We start from the raw sequence: 23,895 nt of genomic DNA on the forward strand, positions 1-23,895 counted from the left end.
CTGGTTACTTTATTAACAGTTACAAGGTTTGTGCCAGTACTGTTTATTGCTTAGTTATAGTTAAAACAGCATCCATTACCGGATCGATACCTGCAAAGTAGTCTTTTGCAGAAAGTGTAATTGGCATATCAGGCGCTAACCAGATTCGATGATCTTCCGCTCGGCTTTGCTGGTGGAATTGGCTCGAAATAAGGCCTGTTTGTTTACTGTATGGCAGGTTAAACCAGCCAGCTTCACCTGCCACATTCGGGCGGGTGCCTGATGGCTCACCTACAAAAATCGCTGGCACTATATTGGCAATCTTTACAGCTACATCATGGCCTGCCGAAAACGTATTGCGGCCAATTAATATAAATAGCTTTCCTTGTGGTTTTAATACGTTAAAAAATGCGGCCGTTGCCACCAAAGGCGGGGTGAGCGAGCCATTACCACCACTGTTATGGCGAAGGTCTAGCACCAGGTGCTCAATGTCATCGTGTTTGATTTGTGCTTGCAGCTGCATGGCAAATTCAGCAAGGGTGAGATCTTTGTTATTTCGCACATCATTGAATTGTACATACAGTAATTTATTCGTTTTGATTTGTTCGCTCCAAAACGGCGTATTGTTTTTTGCTAAGTATCTAAGCGTAGGGTGCTCAGCAAGTTTTGGTAACTTAGGAAAACCTGCAAATTGCATTGGTTTGAGCGCTGGTGTAACTGTGGTGATAGCGCCTTGTGGTGAGCTGAGCGTAAGTGTTACCTCGCTCCCTTTGTTAATGCCAAGCCCGTTTAGCACATCAAGCAAACTTAAATAATAGGGACCCAACCAAAGGGTTTGCATTTCATTATCGCGAGCATTAATACGTTTAGTTAACTCAAGAGCTTGCTGGGCTGGTGTATCGGCAAATGCCTCAACTTTATAGCCAACATATTGCTGGTAATCGCTACTTGCTTTGCTGATGTATAAACCGTCACTAAATTGATAAAACTGAAATGGTAGTTGCTGAAAGTTGCCTGTTTCACCCCATGCTGGGATCAATAGATTATGACCATTGCCAAGTAATGCAATTAGCTCCATAAACTGAAAAACAATTTGCTGATCGGTTAGAATAGGAATCGACTTATCAATCTCAGCTACTTTTTCTGCAAACTGTTGTGAGCTCATGTTTTGATACATTGCCACGTGTAAACGTTTAATTTCTGAGACTAAAAACGCTAAATCGGCGCGCCATTTTTGATCTCGATTGAGTTCAGTATCCAAATTATTACCCGCAAGTGATTTATAACTGGCTGATTGTGCAAAGCGTTCAAAGTAAGGGTTAATACCAGATTTAAATAAGCTGGTGCCAGCAAGTGTTGGGCGGTCATCCCATCTTGCTGCTAGTGCTTTTTTAAGCCAATACTCGGCTTGCTGTTGGTTATCAAGCTCTGCGTATGCCTCTGCAATTTTAACCATTAAATCGTTTGGGTTACTGGCCCCATTAGGAATGCCTTTTAAGCTAGTCCCAATTGCAAGTGCGCGTTGCAAAGCATTGCTGGCATTTTGATAATCGGCCAATTGAAAATAACTGAGGCCAAGTACATACCAAGTATCGCCATCGTGTTGATATTCATTAATGAGCATTTTTGTGAGTTTATTCACCTGAGCCCAGTTTTGTTGTTTAGCAAATTCTATTGCTGCTGTTTTCGATTGAAAGTAAGCGATTGGATCGCTTGCACCAACACGACTTGGCTGCACTTTTAAAGCTTGATTCGTCACCTCTAAAGAGTGATTCGTTGCTAAAGCAAAACCCGAAAAGTTTATTAATAGGCACAAAGTTAGTAGTAAAAAATAGGACTTGTACATCAGGAGTCTCAAAGTTGTTTTTTGTTTAAATTAGCGTTTGAGTTGTAAAAAAGCGTCCTAAAACAGGATTTAGGACGTTTTTTGTCTGTTTTATGAGCTAATTCTTTTGCGTTTGCTTCTTAAATTGACTCGGTGTTAATCCCGTTTCTTTTTTAAACACGGCATTAAAAGTCGATTTAGAATTAAAGCCTGCTTGAAATGCCAGCTCTATCAGGCTGAGTTTTTGAGGTGAGTCTTGCTCTATTTCGCGTTTAACATCATTCACTCTATGCTGGTTGATGTACTCACAAAAGTTGTTCCCCGTAGAGCTGTTAATAGCCCAAGATATTTCTTTACTACCGAGCCCGGTTTGATTTGCTAAGTCGTTTAGTGAGAGCCTAGGTTGTCGATAAAGCGATTCGTTAATAACCAAGTTATCAATGGTTGAGAAAATTTGCTGCGCAAGTTGCTCGTCAGCCGAATCAGTTTGTTCAGCTTCGGGTTCTTCAGGCAATGTGACTGGTTCGAATTGAAAGCTATTTTTGATGGTGTGAAACAACAAAAAGCTAAACATTAGCAGTAACAGTATTTCGTTTAATAAATACCAGTGCATCTTTAAATCGAGCGGCGTGATTGGTTGCACATTCATGCGCAGCAAATCAAATACGACAATAATGGCAAAAATAAATAATGCTTTGATCAGCCACTTTAATTTAAGGCTCTCAGCATCTGAGCGCGCATGCATAAGTTGTTTGTGATAGCGCTTTAAAATGCCATAAGCGAAGTAGAAATAACCAAGTTGACTGAGCGAACCAAGTAAAATGATCGCTTGCGTGTAGTGGGTAAAGGCCAAGGAAATAGCCGCAGGAATTAAGTGTACCGCGTAGTGTGATGTTTTAAAGGGCTGTTTACCTGTAATCGACAAGGTAAAAAAGTAAATCATAGGCCCATACAGTAATGTAAATGCAGGGGTAATTAAGTAACTAGAAAACCCTAACCCTTCTAGCAGGTTAAAGGCGCACACACAGCCTTGAAATGCAAACAGCAGCACCAAGGAACGACTTTGTTTTTGGCTATTAATTAATAATGCACCAAATAACATTTGGAACAGAAAGATACTCTGTACAAGGTGTACAGGGAATAAAGTGATTGATTGCAAAGTAGTTTACGTTTTTATTCTTTTAGCTGAGTTTAACAACTCCCCCTCACTTTGTAATCATAGGCATTAAAAAGTTTAAATTGGTCAGTATTTTAATTGCCTTTTTCTCTTCTTTTTGGCTGTACTTTCGAATAAGTTGATTAATGGCAATTTATGCTTGAATAAGCTAGAATTATCAGTATTACAGGAGGGTTTATGACTACCAAAACTGCTAAGACTAGCAATCAGCAAAAAACTAAGTTTATGCCCGATATGGATAACTTTAAGGTCAGTTTAAGCTATGAAGGTCTAACGCTGAAAACTAATAGTGAAGGCAAAAGTATTGCTGAATTGAAGCGTAAATATGCGCGATAAATACGGGGTAGCTCAAGATAAATATTGCTACCCTGCCTCTGATGTATTAATTAATTTATTAGATATTCGAGAATCGGATATATTAGATCAAGCTGAAGCTGAGTTTACCGCTGAACGCTATAGAACTTATGACTCCCCCGAACAACCTCTATCTAAGTTTTCACTTGAGCATTTAAAACATCTTCATCACCACTTATTTCAAGACTTATATGTGTGGGCAGGTCAAATTAGGATGTTGATATCTCCAAGGGTAATACCCGCTTTTGTACTTGGACGCGTATTGAGCCTGAAGCTAACAAATTATTTCGAACCATTCCGGCAATATCGAATTGTCAGAATAATGATGAACTAATTGAAAAAGTGGCAGACTTGTTTTGTGAGCTAAATTTACTTCACCCATTCCGCGAAGGTAACGGTAGAGTGTTACGTTTCTTTTTTGAAGAAATGTTATATAGCATCGGCTATAAGGTTTCGTGGCCTCCAATCTCTCAGAGAGAGTGGATTGATGCGAATATTGCAGGTGTGAATTTAAACCTAGATTTACTTAAACGTATTTTTAGTCAAGCAATTTCTGAGCTTTGATTGTGTACTGAAATCACTACCAAATTTACTCAATAAAAAACCTTGTGGCAGCACCACAAGGTTTTAAAATTGACTCGCAAAGCGAGTTTATCTCATCGTTACAAACTCTTCTGAGCCCGTCGGGTGAATAGCCACAACAGCATCAAAGTCTGCTTTGGTTGCGCCCATCTTCATTGCAACGGCAAAGCCTTGGATCATTTCGTCAACGGTAAAGCCAATGCCGTGTAAGCCAACAACTTTTTCGTCTTCGCCTGCACACACTAGCATCATGTTACATGCTTGACGGTGCTGAGTAACCGCTGTGTACATTGCTGCAAAGCTTGATTTATATACTTTAACGTTATCGCTGCCGTATTGATCAATCGCTTGCTGCTCTGTTAAACCAATTGTGCCGATTGGTGGATGGCTGAATACCACAGTAGGTACTAGCTCGTAGTCCATTTTTAAATCATCAGGTAGTTCTTTATTGAATAAGCGCTCTGATAAAATACGACCTGCTTTAACGGCTACTGGCGTAAGTTCGATACCGTTTTCGATGATATCGCCAACTGCGTATACGTTTTCAGCTGTGGTGTTTTGGAATTCGTCTACTTTAACGTAACCAGCTTCAGTTACTTCAACACCTGCTGCAGCAAGGTTGATTTTGTCAGTTGTAGGTGTACGGCCAATTGCCCAAATAACTTCATCAACGTTTTGGCTGTGACCATTTTCAAAGTGAATGGTTAAGCTGCCATCGCTTTCTTTAACTACTTCTTTAGGTGTGCACTCAGTGTGAAGAGTTGGGCCTTCTTTTGCCATAATATCGATAAGCGTATCAACAATGTATGGGTCAAAAGTACGTAGTGGTTTGTTTTTACGAACAAACAGGTGTGTTTCTGTACCAAGGCTATGAAGTACGCCTGCGATTTCAACGGCAATGTAGCCTGCACCAACCACAGCAACACGCTTAGGCTGTGCGTCTAGCTCAAAGAAGCCATTTGAATCAATACCAAGCTCAGCGCCTGGAATGTTAGGAATAGTAGGGCGACCACCAACAGCAACAAGAATATGGTCAGCAGTGTATAGCTCACCGTTTACTTCAACTGTTTTGTTATCAACAAACTTAGCAAAGCCATTGATTACAGTTACACCATTGCTAGATAAGTACTTGTTGTAACCTTGGTGAATACGGCCAATATACGCTTCGCGGCTTTCAACTAATTTAGCCCAGCTAAAACCTTTTAATTCAACATCAAAGCCGTAGTCAGGTGCATATGCGTTAATTGCTTCAGCAATTTGTGCGCCGTGCCACATTACTTTCTTTGGAACACAACCCACGTTTACACAGGTGCCACCCATGTGTTTTGCTTCAATAAGAGCGACTTTTGCGCCACGCATTGCTGCACGGTTTGCAGAGGCAATACCGCCACTACCACCACCAATTGCAATGTAATCAAAATGCTGAGCCATAGTTTGTCCTCAAAAATAGATAACTTTTTATTAATTAATCGATTTAGTAATAAGTTGATAATAGCATAATAAAGACCAAGGTTAAGCCCCTTGTATTTCATCAATTCGCCCCAACTTCAAAATCATCTTCGCATAAAATTTGAGAACGAAAATGACAATTGCAGAAAATAACCCGCTCATTGGTTTAGAAGGGCTTCCGCCGTTTTCTAAAATTAAACCAGCACACGTAGTGCCAGCATTAAAAGCAGCGATTGCTGAGTGTCGTACCAAAATAGATGAGGTACTGGCATGCAAATCATACACATGGAATGATTTGGTGCTTCCGCTTGAAGAAGCTGATGACAAGTTATCACGCTTATTTTCACCGGTATCACATATGAATTCTGTCGTTAATAACGACGAGTTACGTGAAGCCTATGAGCAATGTTTGCCGTTGTTATCTGAGTATTCAACCTTTGTTGGTCAGCATCAAGGTTTGTACGATGCTTACAACGCGCTTCACAACAGTGATGAATTTAAAACACTAACGACTGCCCAGCAAAAAACCATTACTAATGCACTGCGCGATTTTGAGCTATCTGGTATTGCCTTAAAGCCTGAACAACAAAAGCGTTATGGCGAAATCAGTGCGCGCTTATCTGAGCTGGCCTCTAAGTTTGGTAACAATGTAATGGATGCCACGCTTGCTTGGCAAAAGCATATTACAGATGAAAGCGAACTGGCTGGTTTACCAGAGTCTGCGTTAGCACTAGGTGCTGATACAGCTAAAAGCAAAGAGCTAGAAGGCTGGGTATTCACGTTAGATTTTCCATCTTACTTACCAATCATGACTTATGCTGATAACCGCGAGTTACGTGAAGAGTTTTACACTGCGTTTGTGACGCGTGCCTCTGATCAAGGTCCTAACGCTGGTGAATTTGATAACTCAGCTATTATGAGCGAAGAGCTTGCCCTGCGTCATGAACTTGCCGAGTTACTTGGTTTTAACAGCTACGCTGATATGTCATTGGCGACTAAAATGGCAGAAACGCCAGAGCAAGTTTTCTCATTCTTAGAAGATTTAGCTGCTAAGTCTAAGCCACAAGCTGAGCAAGAGCTTGCTGAGCTAACAGCTTACGCAAAAGATAAGCACGGTGTGACTGAACTGGCTGCATGGGACTACGCTTACTACGGCGAAAAGCTCAAGCAAGAGAAGTACGCGATTTCTGATGAAGTGCTGCGCCCATATTTTCCAGCCAATAAAGTTCTAAGTGGCTTATTCACTACAGTTAATCGTTTATTTGGTATTAGCGTTAAAGAAGTGACAGAGTTTGATACTTACCACCCTGATGTACGTTTCTTCGAAATTTACGATAACAGCAACACGTTACGTGGTCGCTTTTATCTAGATTTATATGCCCGCGATCGCAAGCGTGGCGGTGCTTGGATGGATGACTGCATGGGTCGAAAAGTACGTGCAAACGGCGAATTACAAACCCCAGTTGCGTATTTAGTGTGTAACTTTAATAAAGCAGTGGGTGATAAGCCGGCTTTGTTTACGCATAACGAAGTGACTACGTTATTCCATGAGTTTGGTCATGGTATTCACCATATGTTGACACAAGTTGATGCAGCGCCAGTTGCTGGTATTAACGGTGTTGCATGGGACGCGGTTGAGTTACCAAGTCAGTTCCTTGAAAACTGGTGTTACGAAGAAGAAGCGCTGAGCTTTATTTCGGGTCATTACGAAACAGATGAGCCATTACCAAAAGAGTTACTAGATAAACTCCTTGCGGCGAAGAACTTCCAATCAGGTATGCAAATGCTGCGTCAGCTTGAGTTCTCGTTGTTTGATTTTACTATTCACCATACTTACAAAGCGGGTGAGCCATGTCATATTCAAGCAACACTTGATGAGGTACGCAGTAAAACGGCTGTTGTTAAAGCGCCAGCGTTTAATCGTTTCCAGCATGGCTTTAGCCATATTTTTGCAGGCGGTTATAGCGCAGGTTATTACTCTTATAAATGGGCTGAAGTACTCTCGGCCGATGCGTTTTCTAAATTTGAAGAAGAAGGCATTTTTAACCCAGCAACGGGCGAAGCTTTCTTAAAGAACATTTTAGAAAAAGGGGGGAGCGAAGAGCCAATGGAGCTATTTAAAAAGTTCCGTGGACGCGAACCACAAGTTGATGCACTACTAAGACATAGTGGTATTGCAGCATAATACACATTACTTAAGCTAAAGCGCCGTAAGGCGCTTTTTTATTAATAATTCTTAGCAAATTCAATCTTGCGTACTATTCTTTTTAAAAACAGTTGCAGGAATTAAGTATGTCAAAACTTGTATTAGCCATTGATGATGATAAGTATGTCCATCATGTGATTGAAGAATCACTATCGGGCTTTTGCACGTTGATCCATGCTAAAAATGGTGAAGAAGGATTAAGACAGGCGATAAAGTACAGCCCAGACATTATTTTACTTGATGTTGAAATGCCTGCTAAATCAGGGTACGAGGTGTGTAACGAATTAAAAGCTAACCCGCAAACTAAAGATATTCCTGTGATGTTTTTATCGGGTAAAGCGGACTTACCAGACCGTGTAAAAGGCTATAACGCAGGTGCAGCTGATTACATTGTAAAACCATTCAATGCTGAAGAGCTGATGGCACGAATTCGTGTGTTATATCAGTACCGCCAGCATTCAAAAAAATTAACCAGTGATGTTGAGCGAGCGCAAATAACCGCCGAAATAGCGATGACAGATTCAGGTGATATGGGACGCATCATGCGCTACGTTGGGCAGACTTATCATGCGCATGATATCAAAGCGTTATCTGAGCATATGTTTGAGTTTTTTAACCCGATGGAGCTTGATGTCGTGCTGGCGTTTTGGTATCACGATGTTGGCGTGTTTTGCTGTGCCGAAGGTGGAGTATGTCCTTTAGAGCAGGAGTTACTAGAAAAACATCGTGATGCGAATCGCTTTGTTGATTTTAGCCACCGCACCATTATTAATTACCCTAAAGTGTCAATGTTAGTCAAAAACATGCCACTTGATGATGCCCAACTTTATGGTCGTTATAAAGATTTATTCCCGCACATCCTCGAAGTCACAAACGCAAAAGTTCAAGATATGGAAATTAATGAGCGAGCACTGACTCAGGCACAGCAAATTGGGAATGCCTTTAATGAACTATCTCAACAAATGTATCAAAACAGTGATTCACGCGAACGAGCGGTTGAAAAGCTAGCTGCGCAATTGGATGAGTTAAATAAGTCAGTCGCACAAAGCAATTTGTCGAGTAGTGATGAAGTAACTTTTCATCTACAGCAATTAGAGCAGACTAAGTTATTATTTTCTTCGCTCAATGATGATTTAGCGTTTATAAAATATCAGTTAAAACACATTATTGAAGCGCGTAGTGATCTTCTCGCCAGTTTGCAAAAAATGGCAGAGCCTAGTCACACTGAAGATGTCACTTCACAAACGGATATCGAGCTATTTTAAGCCATGCTATACTGACGCCGATTAATATAGCTCGGAGTTTTGTGTGGTAATTCATTGTCCTTTTAAAGAAATGCGCCCTTATTTAGATGCAATAGAGTTGCGTTTTGGTTTAGCTAAGTGGGCTGAGCAGAATGCGGGCTTTTCGCTTCATTATGACGACCAAGGTCTTAGCTTGAAAAAAAAGGACGAACCTAAGCTAGGTGCAATCCACGTTGATTTTGTAACGGGTGCTGCTGCTCACCGCCGTAAGTTTGGTGGAGGTAAAGGGCAAGCTATAGCAAAGGCTGTAGGGTTAAATAAAGGTGCCACACCAGTGGTTCTTGATGCCACCGCAGGCCTTGGTCGTGATGGCTTTGTACTGGCATCACTAGGCTGTAAAGTGATTTTACATGAGCGCCATCCAGTAGTTGCCGCGCTATTATTTGATGGCCTAGAACGTGCCTATAACGATGCAGAAATTGGCCCCTGGATGAAAGAAAACATGAGCTTAGTGTTTGGCTCTAGTCATACGTTACTGGCGCAGTGTAGTGATACTCCTGATGTTGTGTACTTAGATCCTATGTTTCCTCATCGTGAAAAATCAGCTCTCGTTAAAAAAGAAATGCGAGTATTCCAAGAGCTTGTGGGCTCAGATAGCGATGCCGATGATCTATTAGAGTTTGCTTATCCGCTTGCTAGTAAGCGAGTAGTTGTGAAGCGCCCTGACTACGCGCCATTTTTAAATGACAAAACCCCGAGTATGCAAATCAAAACCAAAAAAAACCGCTTTGATGTATATGTAAAAGCGGCAATGGTTTAAATCTAATGTTTTTGGATGTATCTGGTTTTTTCGTGTAGTTGTTTATGGTGGTATTTCATCATATTGTCATAAAAGGTTAATATTCTACGCGCGCAACGTTACTTGGGAATATCGTTTATGCGCGTGTCATCATTTACTCGGCTATTGGCCGTTTTACTTACTCTCGCTAGTATTTTATTAGCAGCCACTCTGTTTTGGGCAAGTCAAACCTTATTCGGTTTAGAGCAACAAGATAACGCTTATAACAAGCTAAAAAACACCATCATTATTGATTTAAAAAGCTACCTTGATGATTATTTAGAACAAGGTGACAGCCAACATTTAAATAAAGCTTCTACGCTGATAAGTGATGTTAAAAAGCAGCATTTAGCTAAGTTGCCTAGTGATCTTGCAAGTCAGCTTAATAGCCAGCTAACAGCACTCGATAAAGACATCAATGGTAAGTACCGCGCTTTAGGTAAGCTATCGGGTAACGAAATGGCGCTGCTTGATAACTCGTTAAGACAAATGGCAGGTTCAGCGTCATCATTAATTGGCTATGCAAGTAAAGCCGAGCCGCAAACAGCGCTTGCGCTTGAATATTATCAACTTGCTGCTGACTACTACAGCGAAGTGACATCACTTGCTTTATATACTTACAAGTTAGTGATCAACTTTGATCAAGACACTAAAAACAGCCTTAACCAAAGTGTTGAAAACTTAAATGCTCTTGCTACTAAAATCGACAGACTCGAAAACCTAGGTGTAATGAGTGAAGTGGATGAAGACGCTTTATTTTTTGGTGAAGAAGCAGAAGATTTAGCCGGTGATATTAAAGCTGAGTTAAGTAGCTGGCCCAAACGCTTCCCACGTGATTTAGCATCCACTCTTGAGCAAGCAGAGCAGCGTCAAACCGGTATGCAAGCCTTGCGCGAGCAAATAGGCGCCTTGTCTACAACGGTGCTCGGTGCAGAGCAAAAGCTAAAAGATGAACAGAGCGACCTTAAGCAGCAAGTGTTTATCGTGTTTTGTGTAGCCATTGGCATGCTGGTGGTTTTAGCAGCGGGTGTGTATTTCGTACAGCGTAACCAAGTGCTTAACCCGCTGCGTCAATTGCGTGATGGCTTTGCTTTCTTAATTGAGAGTAATGAGCTTAAAAACATTGAGAGTAAAAATCCGAAAACTGAAGTCGGTGAAATTGCCCATTACTTTAATCAATTGATTGAGCGCCAGCGTGGTGAAGCAGAAGAACGAGCACAAATGCTTAAGGTTATTAATGACTTTATGCTAGAGATGAGCGAGCACTTACATACGATTGCCCAGCAAACTGATGCTAGCCACTCTCAGGTTGAACAAAACCAAAGTTTACTTACTGATATTCAAGACATTGGTGAGCAGGTCAATAACATCAATGGTCAAGTTGCTGATAACGCCAAACAAACCTTTGGTGCGATGGAGCAGAGCCTAGGCTTTGCAGATAGCATGTTAACCGCAAGCTCTCGTACTGAAGAACGCGTTGAGCAAGGCCTAGATAGCTTAAAAGAGCTATTAAAAGGCGTTGATGATGTGGGCCAAGTTATTGAGGTGATCAAAAATATTGCTGAGCAAACAAACTTATTAGCACTGAATGCAGCGATTGAATCGGCGCGTGCAGGTGAGCATGGCCGAGGCTTTGCGGTGGTCGCTGACGAAGTACGAAAACTTGCCAGACAAACGCAGGGTTCACTTGATGATATTAACAATCAGTTAAACCGCTTAAGTGAAAACTCCACCATGGTATCGGAGCAAATTAGCGCACTGGCTAATGATGCCGAGCTACAAACACAAAATGCCCAAGAACTTAAACGTAACTCCGAAGGCGTAGCTGGCAACGCGCAAGATGCAAATAAGGTCGCATTTGATGCTATGGAGCTGGCTAAACAGCAAAACGCCTTACTAGAAAACTTCAGTCAATCAATGCAAAGCATGAAAGGGCAGGTAAGCGAATCAAACTCTCTGGTTAGTGATATTCAGCATCGCCTACAAGAGCAAATGCATACCATTAAAGCCAGCTTAGGTTTATAACCTTCCAAAGGGCGAGCAATGGTTTACGTTGTTTGTCCTTAAAATCATGCTGTATTCAATTTTTTAGGTATATACTCTGTACTCTTATTTTCTTTCAAGGAATTACGATGATCGAACAAGGCCACACTATACCTACAGCAACCCTTAGTGAATTAACTAGCGAAGGCATGCAAACCTTAACAACAGAGGCATTATTTGCAGATAAAAAAGTAGTGTTGTTTGCGGTGCCGGGTGCATTTACACCAACATGCTCTAATGCTCACTTACCTGAGTTTATTACCCTGGCCGATAAAATTACTGCTAAAGGCGTTGATGCAATCTACTGTGTATCGGTGAACGATGCATTTGTAATGAAAGCATGGGGTGAAGCTCATAACGCTGAGCATATTCGTATGTTAGCCGATGGTGATGCAAGTTTTACCAAAGCACTTGGTTTAGATAAAGACACAGCTGGTTTTGGTGGTATACGTTCTAAACGTTATGCAATGATCGTTGAAAACCAAACTGTAACAGGGCTGTTTGTTGAACAAGACAAAGAGTTTGTAGTAAGCCGCGCTGAAGCTGTGCTAGAAAAGCTTTAATAGCAATTCGTGCTTAAGTTAGTACAAAAAAGCCGGACGTAAGTCCGGCTGAAAGTCCCTGGGGGTGACTTAGGAGATCAACTATTAAGGTTGATATTGCGCATCCAGTGTAACACCCGAGAAAGTACGGTAAGCATTTAAGCTTAAGTGCCAAGTACCTGCTTGTGGATTACTGAACGTACAAGTTTCTGCGTTACCGTTTTTGTAAGGGCGACAATCATAGCTTGATGATGTTGGTTGGCTACCAAACTTAACGAATAAGTCTGAATCGCCAGTACCGCCTGATGTCGTTACTGTAAAGCTTGCCATACCGGCAGGAACATCAATAGTGTAATGCTTCCATTGGCCTGCACTTGCAGAGATATCTGTTACTGTGCCACCACCTGCTTGTGGTGAACCTGAGCCTGAACCACCGCCAGAAGTTGTTAAATCACCTACTAGGCTAACACCTGAGTATGCAGAGTAACCATTCAGCATTACATGGTAAGTACCTGCTGTTGGGTTATCGATAGAACATACTTCGTTGTTACCGCCTTTATACGGGCGACAATCATAGGTTGATGTTGTTGGTGCGCTACCTGCACGAACGTAAAGGTCAGCATCGCCTGAACCGCCACTCATTGTGAAGGTTACGTTAGTCGCACCTGTTGGCACTTCCATTGTATAGAAAGTTTGGCTGCTAGCAGAGCCACTTAAACCAGTTAGTGCTTGACCATCTTCTAATACGTTACCCGTTGGTGGTGGCGGTGTTGCACCTGAGGCTGCTGCAACCGCGGCTGCCGCATCAACAATACCTGTACCACAGCTAGTACATGTTGCTGGGAAAGAACGAGTTGTCGATTTTAAGATACTTTCGATTTCATCAGGTGTTGCTGATGGCTTAGCTTGTTTGATTAATGCTGCGACACCCGCAACATGTGGAGCTGCCATCGATGTACCTTGTGAGTAGTGGTATGAATCACTGCTAGGGCTTGAAGAGCCTGAGTTGTGAGTAGATAATACACCTTCAGAGTCATTCGCAAAGCTTTGTGCGCCACCCGGTGCTGCAACGTCAATGTTGCTACCGTAGTTTGAGTAGTATGCACGACCACCGTTACGACCAACAGATGCAACGTTTACAACACCATTACAGTTACCAGGGTTGTAGTTTGCAGAGTTATCGTTATCGTTACCTGCAGCGATTACAATTACAGAACCGTTGTTACGCGCTTGATTGATTGCATTTTGCGTTGTTGAGCTACATGAACCGCTACCACCTAAACTCATGTTAATAACATCAGCAGGGTTAGCATTTGCTGGTACGCCAGAAACTGAACCACCCGATGCCCAGATGATGCCGTCAGCGATATCAGAAGTTAAACCACCACATTTACCAAGTACACGCACTGGCACTACTTTTGAGTTGTAAGCAACACCGGCAACACCTTCACCGTTATTAGTGACTGCTGCAACAGTACCCGCAACGTGTGTACCGTGCCAGCTTGAGCTTTGTGCACTGTGTGTGTAACCACATTCGTTAGCGCTGATTGCATCACCCGGATCGCGTGCATCGCTATCACGACCACCGCCGTCGTTCGCTACAGACACGTTAGAGATCATGTCATAGCCTTGAAGAATGTTAGCATTTAAATCAATATGAGGGCGGTAACCAGTATCAAGTACCGCAACAACCACACCGCTGCCCGTTGCTGTATCCCAAGCAGTAGGAAGGTTAAGACCGCCCGCTTGCTCGTAGTAGTGCCATTGGTCGTCATAACGAGGGTCGTTAGGCGTCGCAAACGGCTTTAACATTTGGTCGATTTCGATGTATTCAACGTTACCAGAAGCGACCATTTCTTGCATAAATTCTTGGGTTTCTTCAGCTGATAGTTTTTTATCAGCACGCATTACGTGGTGATTACTCATCGCCATTGCACGAACGTATTGTGCTTTTACTTTACCTTTTTTGCTGCTGAAGTTTTTAATAAAGCCTTTTGCTTTTTTGTTCATCATAGTCGGCGTTTGTTCTGCTGCCGACATGGTCATCATTTCATCACTATTGTTTTTATACTTGATGATAAATTGAGTACCAAAGCCTTCTTGGCCTTGTAATTTAGCTGCAGTTTCCTGCATAGATGGTGACATAAGTTGATCTGGAGTAGCCATAGCTGCTGTTGTTCCAAACAACGCAGTCAAGCTCAGTGCAATTGCGCATTTCTTCAAGTTGTTGTTAGTTGTCATAATGATCCCTAGATTGTTATGTAAATCTCCACGATGTTTTTCGTGAAGGGGGACAAAGGTAAAATATATGTTAATTTAGTTAAAATATCGTTTTATTATGGTTGTCTCTATTTTGGTTATAACTAAATGTATAGACGTCTAAATCAGTCTTTTTATGGTGTTTTTTGATTGTTTTCTCATAATAAAGTTATAATTTTATGGTTTTGAGTTTTTGCTTTATTTCGTTTTTTGGATTTATCTTTTTTGTAAAAACATCTCTGAGTTAACACTGCGACGACAATAACTTGTTATAATCAGCTAAATTTTTTTAGTGAGTATGATTAATGACCCAAGTAGATGTAATTGTGATTGGCGCCGGCGCCGCAGGTTTGATGTGCGCTGCACAAGCAGGCTACCGTGGTCGCAATGTTACTGTGCTTGATATGGGCAAGAAGCCGGGCCGTAAAATATTAATCAGCGGCGGCGGGCGTTGTAACTTCACCAATGAAAATGCAAGCCCAGACAAATACTTATGTGGCAATCCTCACTTTGTAAAATCGTGTTTAAGCCGTTATACCCAACATGACTTTATAGAGCTGGTGGACCGTCACGGCTTGGCGTATCACCATAAAACGCTGGGTCAGCTATTTTGTGATAACAGCGCACAAGATATCGTTGACATTCTTTTAACTGAGTGTGAGTGGGCAGGTGTTAACATAGCGCTGCGTAACGAAGTACTCAGCGTGACAAAAACCGATGTGGGTTATGAAGTTATTACCGAGCAAGATAGCTATCAATGCGAGTCGTTAGTTGTCGCATCGGGCGGATTAACCATGCCTAAGCTCGGTGCATCACCAATTGGGTATAAAATTGCAGAGCAATTTGGTTTAGCAGTGCTACCAACCATGGCGGCATTAGTGCCATTTACGTTGCACCAGCATGATAAAGATCGCTTTGATGGGTTATCGGGGATCAGCATTCCTTGTCTGGTTACCAGTAAAGATGGCACCCAGTTTAAAGAAAACATCTTGTTTACACATCGTGGCCTTTCGGGCCCAGCTATTTTACAAATCAGCTCTTTTTGGCGTGCAGGGCAAACTGTGTACATCAACTTGTTACCCGAGCTCGATTTAAAGCAGCAGCTTGAGCTTTGGCGTCAAAGCCAAGGGCAAAAGTCACTAAAAAATACCCTTGCGACAATTTTACCAAAACGTTTTGTTGAAATGCTGCACGACACGAAAGCGATCCCAGATTGCAATGTAAACCAACTAAGCCATGCGCAAATCGACGCATTACATGACTACATTCACAATTGGCAAATTAAACCCAACGGCACAGAGGGTTATAGAACAGCCGAAGTAACGCTTGGCGGTGTAGACACCGACGAATTAAGCTCAAAAACCTTCGAAGCGAAAAAGTCACCGGGCCTTTATTTCATCGGCGAAGTCACTGACGTCACCGGCTGGCTAGGCGGCTACAACTTCCAATACGCCTGGAGCTGCGGCTTTGCAGCAGGGCAGTATTGTTGATTTAAGTTTCTAGCTGCTAGTTGCTAGGTTAGCACTTGCTTGTAGGTCGTGCTTTAGCGCGTTTATTATGACGCCATAAATGGCGACCTACATCTAATGTTACGGTGGCTTCATGCTATTGAGTAATAAGCTGAACTCGAGTGCCTGTAAATCTCAAAGTGCTCTAATAACTCGATTTGAAATAAAAAAGCCGCTAACTTAGCGGCTTTGTTGGTTGCGAAAATATGATACCAATCGACTTAACACGATTGATATAGGGTTAACGTAGGTCGAAACGATCTAGCGTCATTACTTTAGTCCACGCTGCTACGAAGTCATCAACGAACTTCTGTTTAGCATCGTCAGAGGCATACACTTCAGCAATTGAACGTAGCTCTGAGTTTGAACCGAAGATTAAATCTACTGGTGTTGCTGTCCACTTAAGTTTGCCTGATTGACGGTCACGGCCTTCGTAAACACCTTCTTCAGAAGACTTAGACCACTTCGTTGACATATCTAATAGGTTAACGAAGAAATCGTTGCTTAATGTGCCAGGTTTTTTCGTGAATACACCGTGTTTAGTTTGGTCAGTATTCGCGTTAAGGGCACGCATACCACCTAGTAGTGCAGTCATTTCTGGTACTGATAAGCTTAGTAAATCAGCGCGTTCAACTAACATTTCAGCCGGTGATTTCCATGCTGAGCTGTAGTAATTACGGAACGCATCTGCTGTTGGCTCAAGTACTTCGAATGATTCAACGTCAGTCATTTCTAATGACGCGTCCATACGGCCTGGCTTGAACGGTACTGCGATAGAGAAACCTGCGTCGCTTGCTGCTTTTTCGATTGCAGCCGCACCACCAAGAACAATCATATCTGCAAGTGAAATTTCTTTACCGCCAGATGCTTTTTTGTTGAACTTAGTTTGGATTTTCTCAAGTTTGCTAAGTACTTTAGCCACTTCTTTCGGGTTGTTTACCGGCCAATCTTTTTGCGGAGCAAAACGAATACGTGCACCGTTTGCACCACCACGCATATCTGTGTCGCGGTAGCTTGCTGCTGATGCCCAAGCAACACGCACTAGTTCAGATACAGATAAACCTGAATCTAAGATGCTAGCTTTAAGTGATGCGATATCTTTGCTGTCTACTAGTTTGTGATCAACCGCAGGGATGTAGTCTTGCCAAATTAATACTTCTTCTGGCACTAGGTCACCTAGGTAACGAGCACGTGGGCCCATATCGCGGTGGTTTAGTTTGAACCATGCTTTAGCAAATGCCAGTTCGAACTCTTTCGGGTCGTTTAAGAAACGCTCTGAGATCTTACGGAATTCAGGATCTGCTTTTAACGCGATATCAGTTGTGAACATGATAGGCGCATGACGCTTACCTTTAATGTGTGCATCTGGCACTAGGTTAGACGCTTGACCATTTTCAGGGATCCATTGAGTCGCACCTGCAGGGCTCTTAGTTTTAACCCATTCAAAAGCAAATAAGTTTTGTAGGTAGTTGATTGACCAGCGTGTTGGTGTCACTGTCCATGCACCTTCAAGACCTGAAGTGATAGTGTCTTCTGAGTGACCTTTACCACATTTGTTTTTCCAACCTAAACCTTGCTCTTCGATACCGGCTGCTGCAGGCTCTTTGTCTAAGCAGGTCGCTTTTTTCGCACCGTGTGCTTTACCAAAGCTGTGACCACCGGCGATTAGTGCAACGATTTCTTCATCGTTCATTGCCATGCGGCCGAATGATAAACGGATGTCGTCTGCTGCAAGTAGTGGATCAGGGTTACCGTGAGGGCCTTCTGGGTTTACATAGATTAAGCCCATCTCAACTGCCGCTAATGGGCCTTTAAGTTTGCCTTTTTTGTCACGACGTTCGTCAGTTAACATTTTGCCTTCAGGGCCCCAGTATACGTAATCTGGTTCCCAATCGTCTTCACGACCACCGGCATAACCAAAGGTTTTGAAGCCCATTGATTCAAGCGCAACGTTACCTGTTAACGCCATCAAGTCAGCCCAAGAAATGCTGCGACCGTATTTTTGTTTTATAGGCCAAAGTAAACGACGTGCCTTATCAAGGTTTGCGTTATCAGGCCAGCTATTTAGCGGGTCGAAACGTTGTTGACCACCGCCTGCGCCACCACGACCATCAAACGTACGGTAAGTACCTGATGCGTGCCACGCCATACGGATGAAGAATGGACCATAGTGACCGTAGTCAGCAGGCCACCAATCTTGAGAATCAGTCAATACTTTCTCAATATCAGCTTTCACTGCGTTTAGGTCTAACTTTAAGAATTCTTTTTTGTAATCAAAGTAAGGACCCATAGGATCAGACTCTGCACCATGGGCACGAAGTTGGCTAAGATCTAATTGCTCTGGCCACCAGAATTGGTTTGATTTGATGTCGTTTGTAGCTTGTACGCCTGTTGCCACCAACAGTGATACCGCAACAGCTACTTTAGACAAAGCTGACGTTGATTTTTTAAACATTGTGTAGTCTCCAGTTAGAAGTTGGGTGAAATATAGATTTGTTCAGGTTAACTTTCCACTTACAAACTGGGGTTTAAATCGATTGATAAAATCGAAAAAACAGATGGTTTAATTGATTTTATAGAACAAAGCCAGCGAAAATGCTGGCTCTAGGGGAGGTGTGCAGTAAGCTTAAATTCAGCTTGTTGCTTATTCTTCAATAAAGGGTACGCCGTTTTTGATCCACTCAGCGGCTGGTTTGCCTTTTAAGTAGTGATCAAAATATTCCATCATACGTACTGAGAAATCCACTTGGTTAGGGAATTTCTTCAGGTGATGTGGTTCACCTTCGTATTGTAAGAAGGTGGCATCTTTACCCGCACGACGAAGTGCTAGGTAGTATTGAACACCTTCGTGCCATGGCACAGCATCATCTTTGTCGCCAAACATAATCAGGATTGGGGTATTCACTTTATCAGCGAAGAACACCGGTGAGTTTTCGATGTATAGCTCTGGCGCTTCGAATAACGTTTTACCAATGCGGCTTTGCCCTGTTTCGTATTGGAACTGACGAGCAAGACCTGATTTTAAGCGAATACCGCTGTATGCACTGGTCATGTTAGATACTGGCGCACCCGATACAACCGCCTTAAACATATCTGTCTGCGTGATCATAAAGGCACTTTGGTAGCCTGCCCATGAGTGACCTTGTAAACCAATTTTATCTGGATCAGCAATGCCTAAATCAATCAACTTTTGAGTGGCGTTGATCATCGTTTGGGTTGACGATTTACCCGGATGACCAATTTCAAAACGGATATCAGGTAAGAAAATCGCATAACCATTTGAAGTAAACATCGGGAAGTTAGGACGATGATTTAATTCCATTTTCGGGAAGTCATACATGCGTTGGCTCATATAGCGGTAGAAGTACACAACCACTGGCACCTTATCGCCTTTTTTGTAGCCCGCAGGCTTAATTAATACGCCTTGTAAATCTTCACCATCAAACCCTTTATAGCTAATAAGCTCAGGTTTTTCGCCCCATGCAAAGTTGCTAATTTGTGGGTTGAGGTTGGTAACACGCTGTGGCTTTTTGAAGCTAAAATCAGCTTGGTAGTAATCAGGGAATTGCTGATATGTTTGCGCTGTGAATAGGTATTTGTCGGCATTTTTCGCCTTTCTAACTACATCATAGCGCTTTTTACCCGAAAGTACTTTGCTTACTTTATTGCTTGTTAAATCAAGTTTTGCAATTTCAGTTTGCTTATCTTGCAGGTTGGTTGCGCTTAGTAATAATGTTTCGTCTTTGGCAAAGCCCACTTGGTCTTTATCTAGTTTAATAACACGATATTGGGTATTGCTTTCTTTACCTTGAGTTAGGCGCGTTGCCTTTTGTGTTGCGACATCAAAAGCCCAAATATCAAATTTACTGTAAACCAGTACTTGGCTGCTGTCGTTTAACCAGCCTGCAAAACCATAACCCGGCTGAGGTGATGGGTAGTCATGTTTATCATCAGCAAAAATAGCGTTAATTGCTTTAGATAAGGTTGAAACCTTGTTGTTACCTAAATCTTTAAGCTGTACTTGGCTGTCTTGGAAAAATGCTGCAAATTGACCATTTGGCGCAAGGCTTGGTCTAAACGGATAGTCGCTGACGATAGCGGTTTGTTTACCGGTTTTAACATCAACACTGAAATAATCTGCGTAAAAACCACCATACATAACACGTTCTAGGTAAGGTCGGTCTGAATAGCCTAATAGCGCTTCACGATGAGTATTAAGCGAAACCTCTGGCATGTTCGGTGTGCTCAACTGCACAACGTGCTGACCATTTACATGATATACCGCTTGGTAATGACGAAGCTTATTCGCTTTGTTCCATTGCTGCTCTTCGCGAGGCTTAATTTCAGCGTCTTTGTTGTGCCAAACGTTAAGGCCCTTTTGGTCGCGAATGGTATCGAAATCATATAAAGAGGCTTCATCTTTGTATTCTTTTAGGGCAACTTTTGCAGCGAGTTTAGGGTGGTTTTCAAAGTATAAACGAGCACCATCTTCAGACCATTTTAGCGATGCTGTTTTGCCAATAGTCCAGCTGCTATCTGCAGAATTAATAGTTGAAAGCGCCCCGTTTTGTAAAAGCTGTAAGCTGTGGTCACGACGGCGTGTATCATCATTCACATAATTGCCAATTAACAGCGCTGCGGTATTGCTGTTTGGCTGCCAAGCAATTTTGTTTGCCACAACACCTGGCTCATCGATCAACACACTAGTTTTAAAGTCATTATTAAGATTAACTAATACAACTTGGTTGTCGGCACCATCACTGTAGCTTTGGCTTGCTAATAACTGCTCACCGGTACTGCTCATCGCATAGCTGAATACGTTGTTGAGAGTGTGCGTGGTTTTGTCTTGAAGGTTAACAAGCACTAAATCAAAGCTTTTATCTTTTTTATCTGGCTTGATTTCGCTGCTGTTTTCGTCTTTTTCTTCGCTGTCTTTTTTATCTGCTTTTTTATCGAGTCGGTAAGCAAGCCATGCACCATCATCCGATAATACATAGTCTTTTACATCGTTAAAGGTCTGTTGCTCACCACTTTTAGTATTCACTAAAACAAGGTTGTTCTTTAGCTCATCTTTTTTCTTGGTGGTTTCTTTTTCAAGTAAGCTTGGTACCTGAGTAAAAGCCACCCAGTTTGCTGCTTTATTAATAGTTGGGCGAGTACCGCGCTCAACGCTAGTTAGTAGGGTGTTGTTGTTTAATGTATAAACCTGACCTTGTGCATTACCGCGATAAGGGTCGGCACTAAAGCTAAGAATTTGGCCATCTTCAGAAAGTTGGGTGCCTTTTGCGTATTTAAAATCAAACACGTCTTTAAATTGCAGAGCTTCTTTCGCACTAATCTGTGCACTACCAAGGCTTGTCACCAAGGCTAAGCTCAAAAGTGATAATTGCGCTTTCATTCATCTTTCTCGTTGTTTTTAAATTGACGCACCCAGTGTAGCGTTTTTAATAAACAATTCGAGTAGAAACGATAAATCGCATATTTATCACGTTGGTTACGTAACTCTAATACATGAAGTTAAAAAGATACTTTAATAGTGAAGCCACCCTGCGTGTCAAAACTACACTTACCACCTAAAGCAAGCACTCGCTCTTCAATAAATAAAAGGCCATAGCCACCAGATTCTGCGTTGTTACGCACTTGCTCACCATTATCTTTAATTATGAGATCTATGGCTTGCTTATTTACACTCAACTGAACAAATAATTGTGAGGCGCTGCTGTGTTTAATGCAATTGGTAACAGCTTCTTGGCAGATTCTGTAAATAGCCGTTTGGTGTTCATCAGCCAAGGTACTGTTGATATCTAAGTTCGTTTGATACTCGATATCAGCTTTATTTAATAGGGATTTTAATTTGCCATTTTTTAGAGCGTGTTCAAGGCCTAACTCGTCAAGCTCTCTCGGTCTCAAATGATGCATAATTTGATACACAGAGTCATACATAGCTTTGGCATTTTCTCTAAGGGTAGCAATGATTGAATTATTGCTGTTTTGTTGTGAGAGTGATAATACTGCTAAATCTGTTTTTAGCGCTGTGAGATTTTGCCCTAATTCGTCATGTAATTCTTGAGACAGATATTTGCGCTCGTCTTCTTGGATTGTAACCATCCGTTTTGCAAGTTGTTTGTTTTTAGCAAGTAATTGAGAAAGTTGTTCATTGCTTTGTTGTAATTCAGCGTTTTTTAATTTGAGTTCATTTGTTGCAGTACCAATTAAAAGCCCAGTAATTGAGTTTGCTAAGATAAATAACTGACTTATATAAGTATTCGTTGCATCTTGTTGGATGCCTGCTTGTACAACAATTAGACTATTGCTGAGTAAAGCACTCAAAATAGCACCTGTTGTAGCAAACTTATAAGAAAACCAAAGAATAGGCAGTAAAGAGAACAAGCGTAGCAGAGAATATAGGTCAGGCCTATGTATATAGGCTGCAAGGTAAACTATGGTCAGGGCTAACAGCGCAATTACGAGTAAATAGTTGTTTAGCGTAATTTTATGTTTATAGCCTGCCTTAATACTTAGCAATATTGGCGCAACGAGTAGTGTCCCCGTTAAATCACCTAGGGTCATATTGAGTTGGTATTGTAATAACTGCTTACCAGCTAACCATGTAGTGAACTCAAAAGCACTAGCAAACAAAAACCACTTGATAGCGGCTGTTGAAGTAGCCAACAAAACGATTGAGATAACGCCGGTATTAGCATCGATCTTGGGTGGCCAACGACTTTCTTTAAAGCAGTGTACTATTATCATGTAGGTAGCTTCTTGCCAAAAGCCATGTAATAAATCGAAGTGCCAAGCATCGTTATAAAACATGCCGATATAAGCAGCATAAAGCTTTGAGCTAAACCAAAGAATTGGCCAAAACCTAATTGGGAAGATAATAAAAAAAGCGAGCTTAACTCCCGCAGGCAAGAATATGGCGCTACTTTGCGCCACCGTTTCTAAATGATTACTTACCCAAGAAGAAAAGCATAAGGTAACAAAGTAAATAACAGCGACTAGAGCTTGTTTTGTAAACTCAGCAAAAGCTTGGTTTACAGATACATTCACGAAAGGAAAATTATGCCAGTTCATCAAGCGCAATGAGTCCATTATCTATTGCAATTTTGAGTAAATCGAACGAGTTAGATACTTTTAGTTTTTGGTAAATATTAGCCTTATGCACATGAGCAGTTTTAGGCATCATGTCTAACTGTTGCGCCACTTGTTTTGCGTTAAGCCCTTTTGCAAATAGAGGTAAAGCTTCCTTTTCTCTTGGTGTTAGTAAAGCGAGTTTATTAGAAGGGTCTTTATAGTTAAACTTCACATCTTCACTTATATACCTGCCGCCCTTAATTACAGAATTGACAGCGTCGATTAAGGCTTCTGATGCTGAACGTTTAGAGACGTAACCTTGCGCGCCCAAGCTAAGAGCGTTGCTTACATAAGGCTCGTAGTCATACATGGAGGCAACAATTGTTTTAATTTCAGGGTAGTAACTATTTAAGTAGCTTAAAAATGCTAGGCCAGTTTCTCCTTCATGCATTGAAATATCAACTATAAAAATATCAGGTTGTTCAATTTCAACGGCAAGTTTAGCTTCGCTAACCGTGCAGGTTTCAATAATTACCTGCCACTCCTGTTGTAGTTCTAGTAACTTTTTAAAGCTATCCCTTACTAGTTGGTGATCTTCAATAATACCAATACGCATGTTTCCCTCCATCAAATTTGATTATATCTCTAATTCAAATGGTTATGTCTAGGAATAATTCTTAGAATTTTGTGCGAACTACATCTTCTTTGTTGCTTACTCAATGAGTTTCAGAAACTTGTATGAATCGCTGTATTTTTGATCTTGGACAAGGTTGCGACATTGACTCTGTATGTTAGGGTGATACATTGAAATT

17 protein-coding genes are annotated in these 23,895 nt (G+C 41.7%); 9 read left to right on the forward strand and 8 right to left on the reverse strand.

Going from position 1 to position 23,895, the window contains the following annotated elements:
* Positions 1–43: 43 nt before the first annotated feature.
* Complete coding sequence (locus L1272_RS06250) at positions 44–1,738, reverse strand: hypothetical protein (RefSeq protein ID WP_235373002.1); 1,695 nt, start codon at positions 1,736–1,738, stop codon at positions 44–46.
* A 184-nt stretch (positions 1,739–1,922) separates the two neighbouring features.
* Complete coding sequence (locus L1272_RS06255) at positions 1,923–2,963, reverse strand: helix-turn-helix domain-containing protein (RefSeq protein WP_166338733.1); 1,041 nt, start codon at positions 2,961–2,963, stop codon at positions 1,923–1,925.
* A 195-nt stretch (positions 2,964–3,158) separates the two neighbouring features.
* On the opposite strand from L1272_RS06255, the gene L1272_RS06260 reads away from it, so the two are divergent.
* From L1272_RS06260 to L1272_RS06270, 3 genes are read left to right on the forward strand one after another with little or no spacing between them, the layout of a single operon-like run.
* Positions 3,159–3,317: a hypothetical protein gene (locus tag L1272_RS06260; RefSeq protein WP_166338734.1), complete on the forward strand. Its 159-nt coding sequence runs from the start codon at positions 3,159–3,161 to the stop codon at positions 3,315–3,317.
* Complete coding sequence (locus tag L1272_RS06265; protein WP_235373003.1) at positions 3,307–3,669, forward strand: hypothetical protein; 363 nt, start codon at positions 3,307–3,309, stop codon at positions 3,667–3,669. The genes L1272_RS06260 and L1272_RS06265 overlap by 11 nt, the downstream gene beginning before the upstream one ends.
* Entirely contained in the window at positions 3,597–3,899 is a 303-nt protein-coding gene (locus L1272_RS06270) for a Fic family protein (protein WP_235373022.1), read from the forward strand. Before L1272_RS06265 ends, L1272_RS06270 begins: the two co-directional genes overlap by 73 nt.
* An 87-nt stretch (positions 3,900–3,986) precedes the next feature.
* Here the strand turns inward: L1272_RS06270 and gorA are convergent, their stop codons facing one another.
* Positions 3,987–5,348 (reverse strand): glutathione-disulfide reductase, encoded by a 1,362-nt coding sequence (gorA, locus tag L1272_RS06275; RefSeq protein ID WP_187489756.1) that lies wholly within the window; start codon positions 5,346–5,348, stop codon positions 3,987–3,989.
* Positions 5,349–5,499: 151 nt separating this feature from the next.
* Here gorA and prlC point away from each other — a divergent pair, with 151 nt between their 5' ends.
* From prlC to L1272_RS06300, 5 genes are all read left to right on the forward strand, one after another.
* On the forward strand, positions 5,500–7,551 hold the full coding sequence (gene prlC, locus L1272_RS06280) for an oligopeptidase A (protein WP_235373004.1): 2,052 nt from the start codon (positions 5,500–5,502) through the stop codon (positions 7,549–7,551).
* Between the two features lie 107 nt (positions 7,552–7,658).
* A complete protein-coding gene (locus L1272_RS06285; protein WP_054552774.1) occupies positions 7,659–8,837 on the forward strand; it encodes a response regulator in 1,179 nt (392 codons plus the stop codon).
* 43 nt (positions 8,838–8,880) lie between these two features.
* Entirely contained in the window at positions 8,881–9,636 is a 756-nt protein-coding gene (locus L1272_RS06290; RefSeq protein WP_138599257.1) for a class I SAM-dependent methyltransferase, read from the forward strand.
* 117 nt (positions 9,637–9,753) lie between these two features.
* Complete coding sequence (locus L1272_RS06295) at positions 9,754–11,679, forward strand: methyl-accepting chemotaxis protein (RefSeq protein WP_235373006.1); 1,926 nt, start codon at positions 9,754–9,756, stop codon at positions 11,677–11,679.
* A 107-nt stretch (positions 11,680–11,786) separates the two neighbouring features.
* Positions 11,787–12,260 (forward strand): peroxiredoxin, encoded by a 474-nt coding sequence (locus tag L1272_RS06300; protein WP_194442028.1) that lies wholly within the window; start codon positions 11,787–11,789, stop codon positions 12,258–12,260.
* A gap of 84 nt (positions 12,261–12,344) precedes the next feature.
* On the opposite strand, the gene L1272_RS06305 is transcribed toward L1272_RS06300, so the two are convergent.
* Entirely contained in the window at positions 12,345–14,480 is a 2,136-nt protein-coding gene (locus L1272_RS06305) for a S8 family peptidase (protein WP_235373008.1), read from the reverse strand.
* 323 nt (positions 14,481–14,803) lie between these two features.
* Between L1272_RS06305 and L1272_RS06310 the strand changes: the two genes are divergently transcribed.
* Positions 14,804–15,988, forward strand: coding sequence for an NAD(P)/FAD-dependent oxidoreductase (locus L1272_RS06310; protein ID WP_235373009.1), 1,185 nt, complete (start codon positions 14,804–14,806; stop codon positions 15,986–15,988).
* A 259-nt stretch (positions 15,989–16,247) separates the two neighbouring features.
* On the opposite strand, the gene katG is transcribed toward L1272_RS06310, so the two are convergent.
* The 4 genes from katG to L1272_RS06330 all read right to left on the reverse strand — a co-directional run bounded on the left by katG (position 16,248) and on the right by L1272_RS06330 (position 23,699).
* Entirely contained in the window at positions 16,248–18,461 is a 2,214-nt protein-coding gene (gene katG, locus L1272_RS06315; RefSeq protein ID WP_138598815.1) for a catalase/peroxidase HPI, read from the reverse strand.
* A gap of 189 nt (positions 18,462–18,650) precedes the next feature.
* Complete coding sequence (locus L1272_RS06320) at positions 18,651–21,404, reverse strand: S9 family peptidase (RefSeq protein ID WP_166338740.1); 2,754 nt, start codon at positions 21,402–21,404, stop codon at positions 18,651–18,653.
* A gap of 119 nt (positions 21,405–21,523) precedes the next feature.
* Positions 21,524–23,083: an MASE1 domain-containing protein gene (locus L1272_RS06325; protein WP_235373010.1), complete on the reverse strand. Its 1,560-nt coding sequence runs from the start codon at positions 23,081–23,083 to the stop codon at positions 21,524–21,526.
* Positions 23,070–23,699, reverse strand: a complete 630-nt coding sequence (locus L1272_RS06330) for a response regulator transcription factor (RefSeq protein ID WP_054552760.1) — start codon at positions 23,697–23,699, stop codon at positions 23,070–23,072. The genes L1272_RS06325 and L1272_RS06330 overlap by 14 nt, the downstream gene beginning before the upstream one ends.
* Positions 23,700–23,895: the final 196 nt, after the last annotated feature.

It is taken from the genome of Pseudoalteromonas sp. PAST1 (assembly GCF_021532515.1).
GTDB classification, from domain to species: Bacteria; Pseudomonadota; Gammaproteobacteria; order Enterobacterales; family Alteromonadaceae; genus Pseudoalteromonas; species Pseudoalteromonas simplex.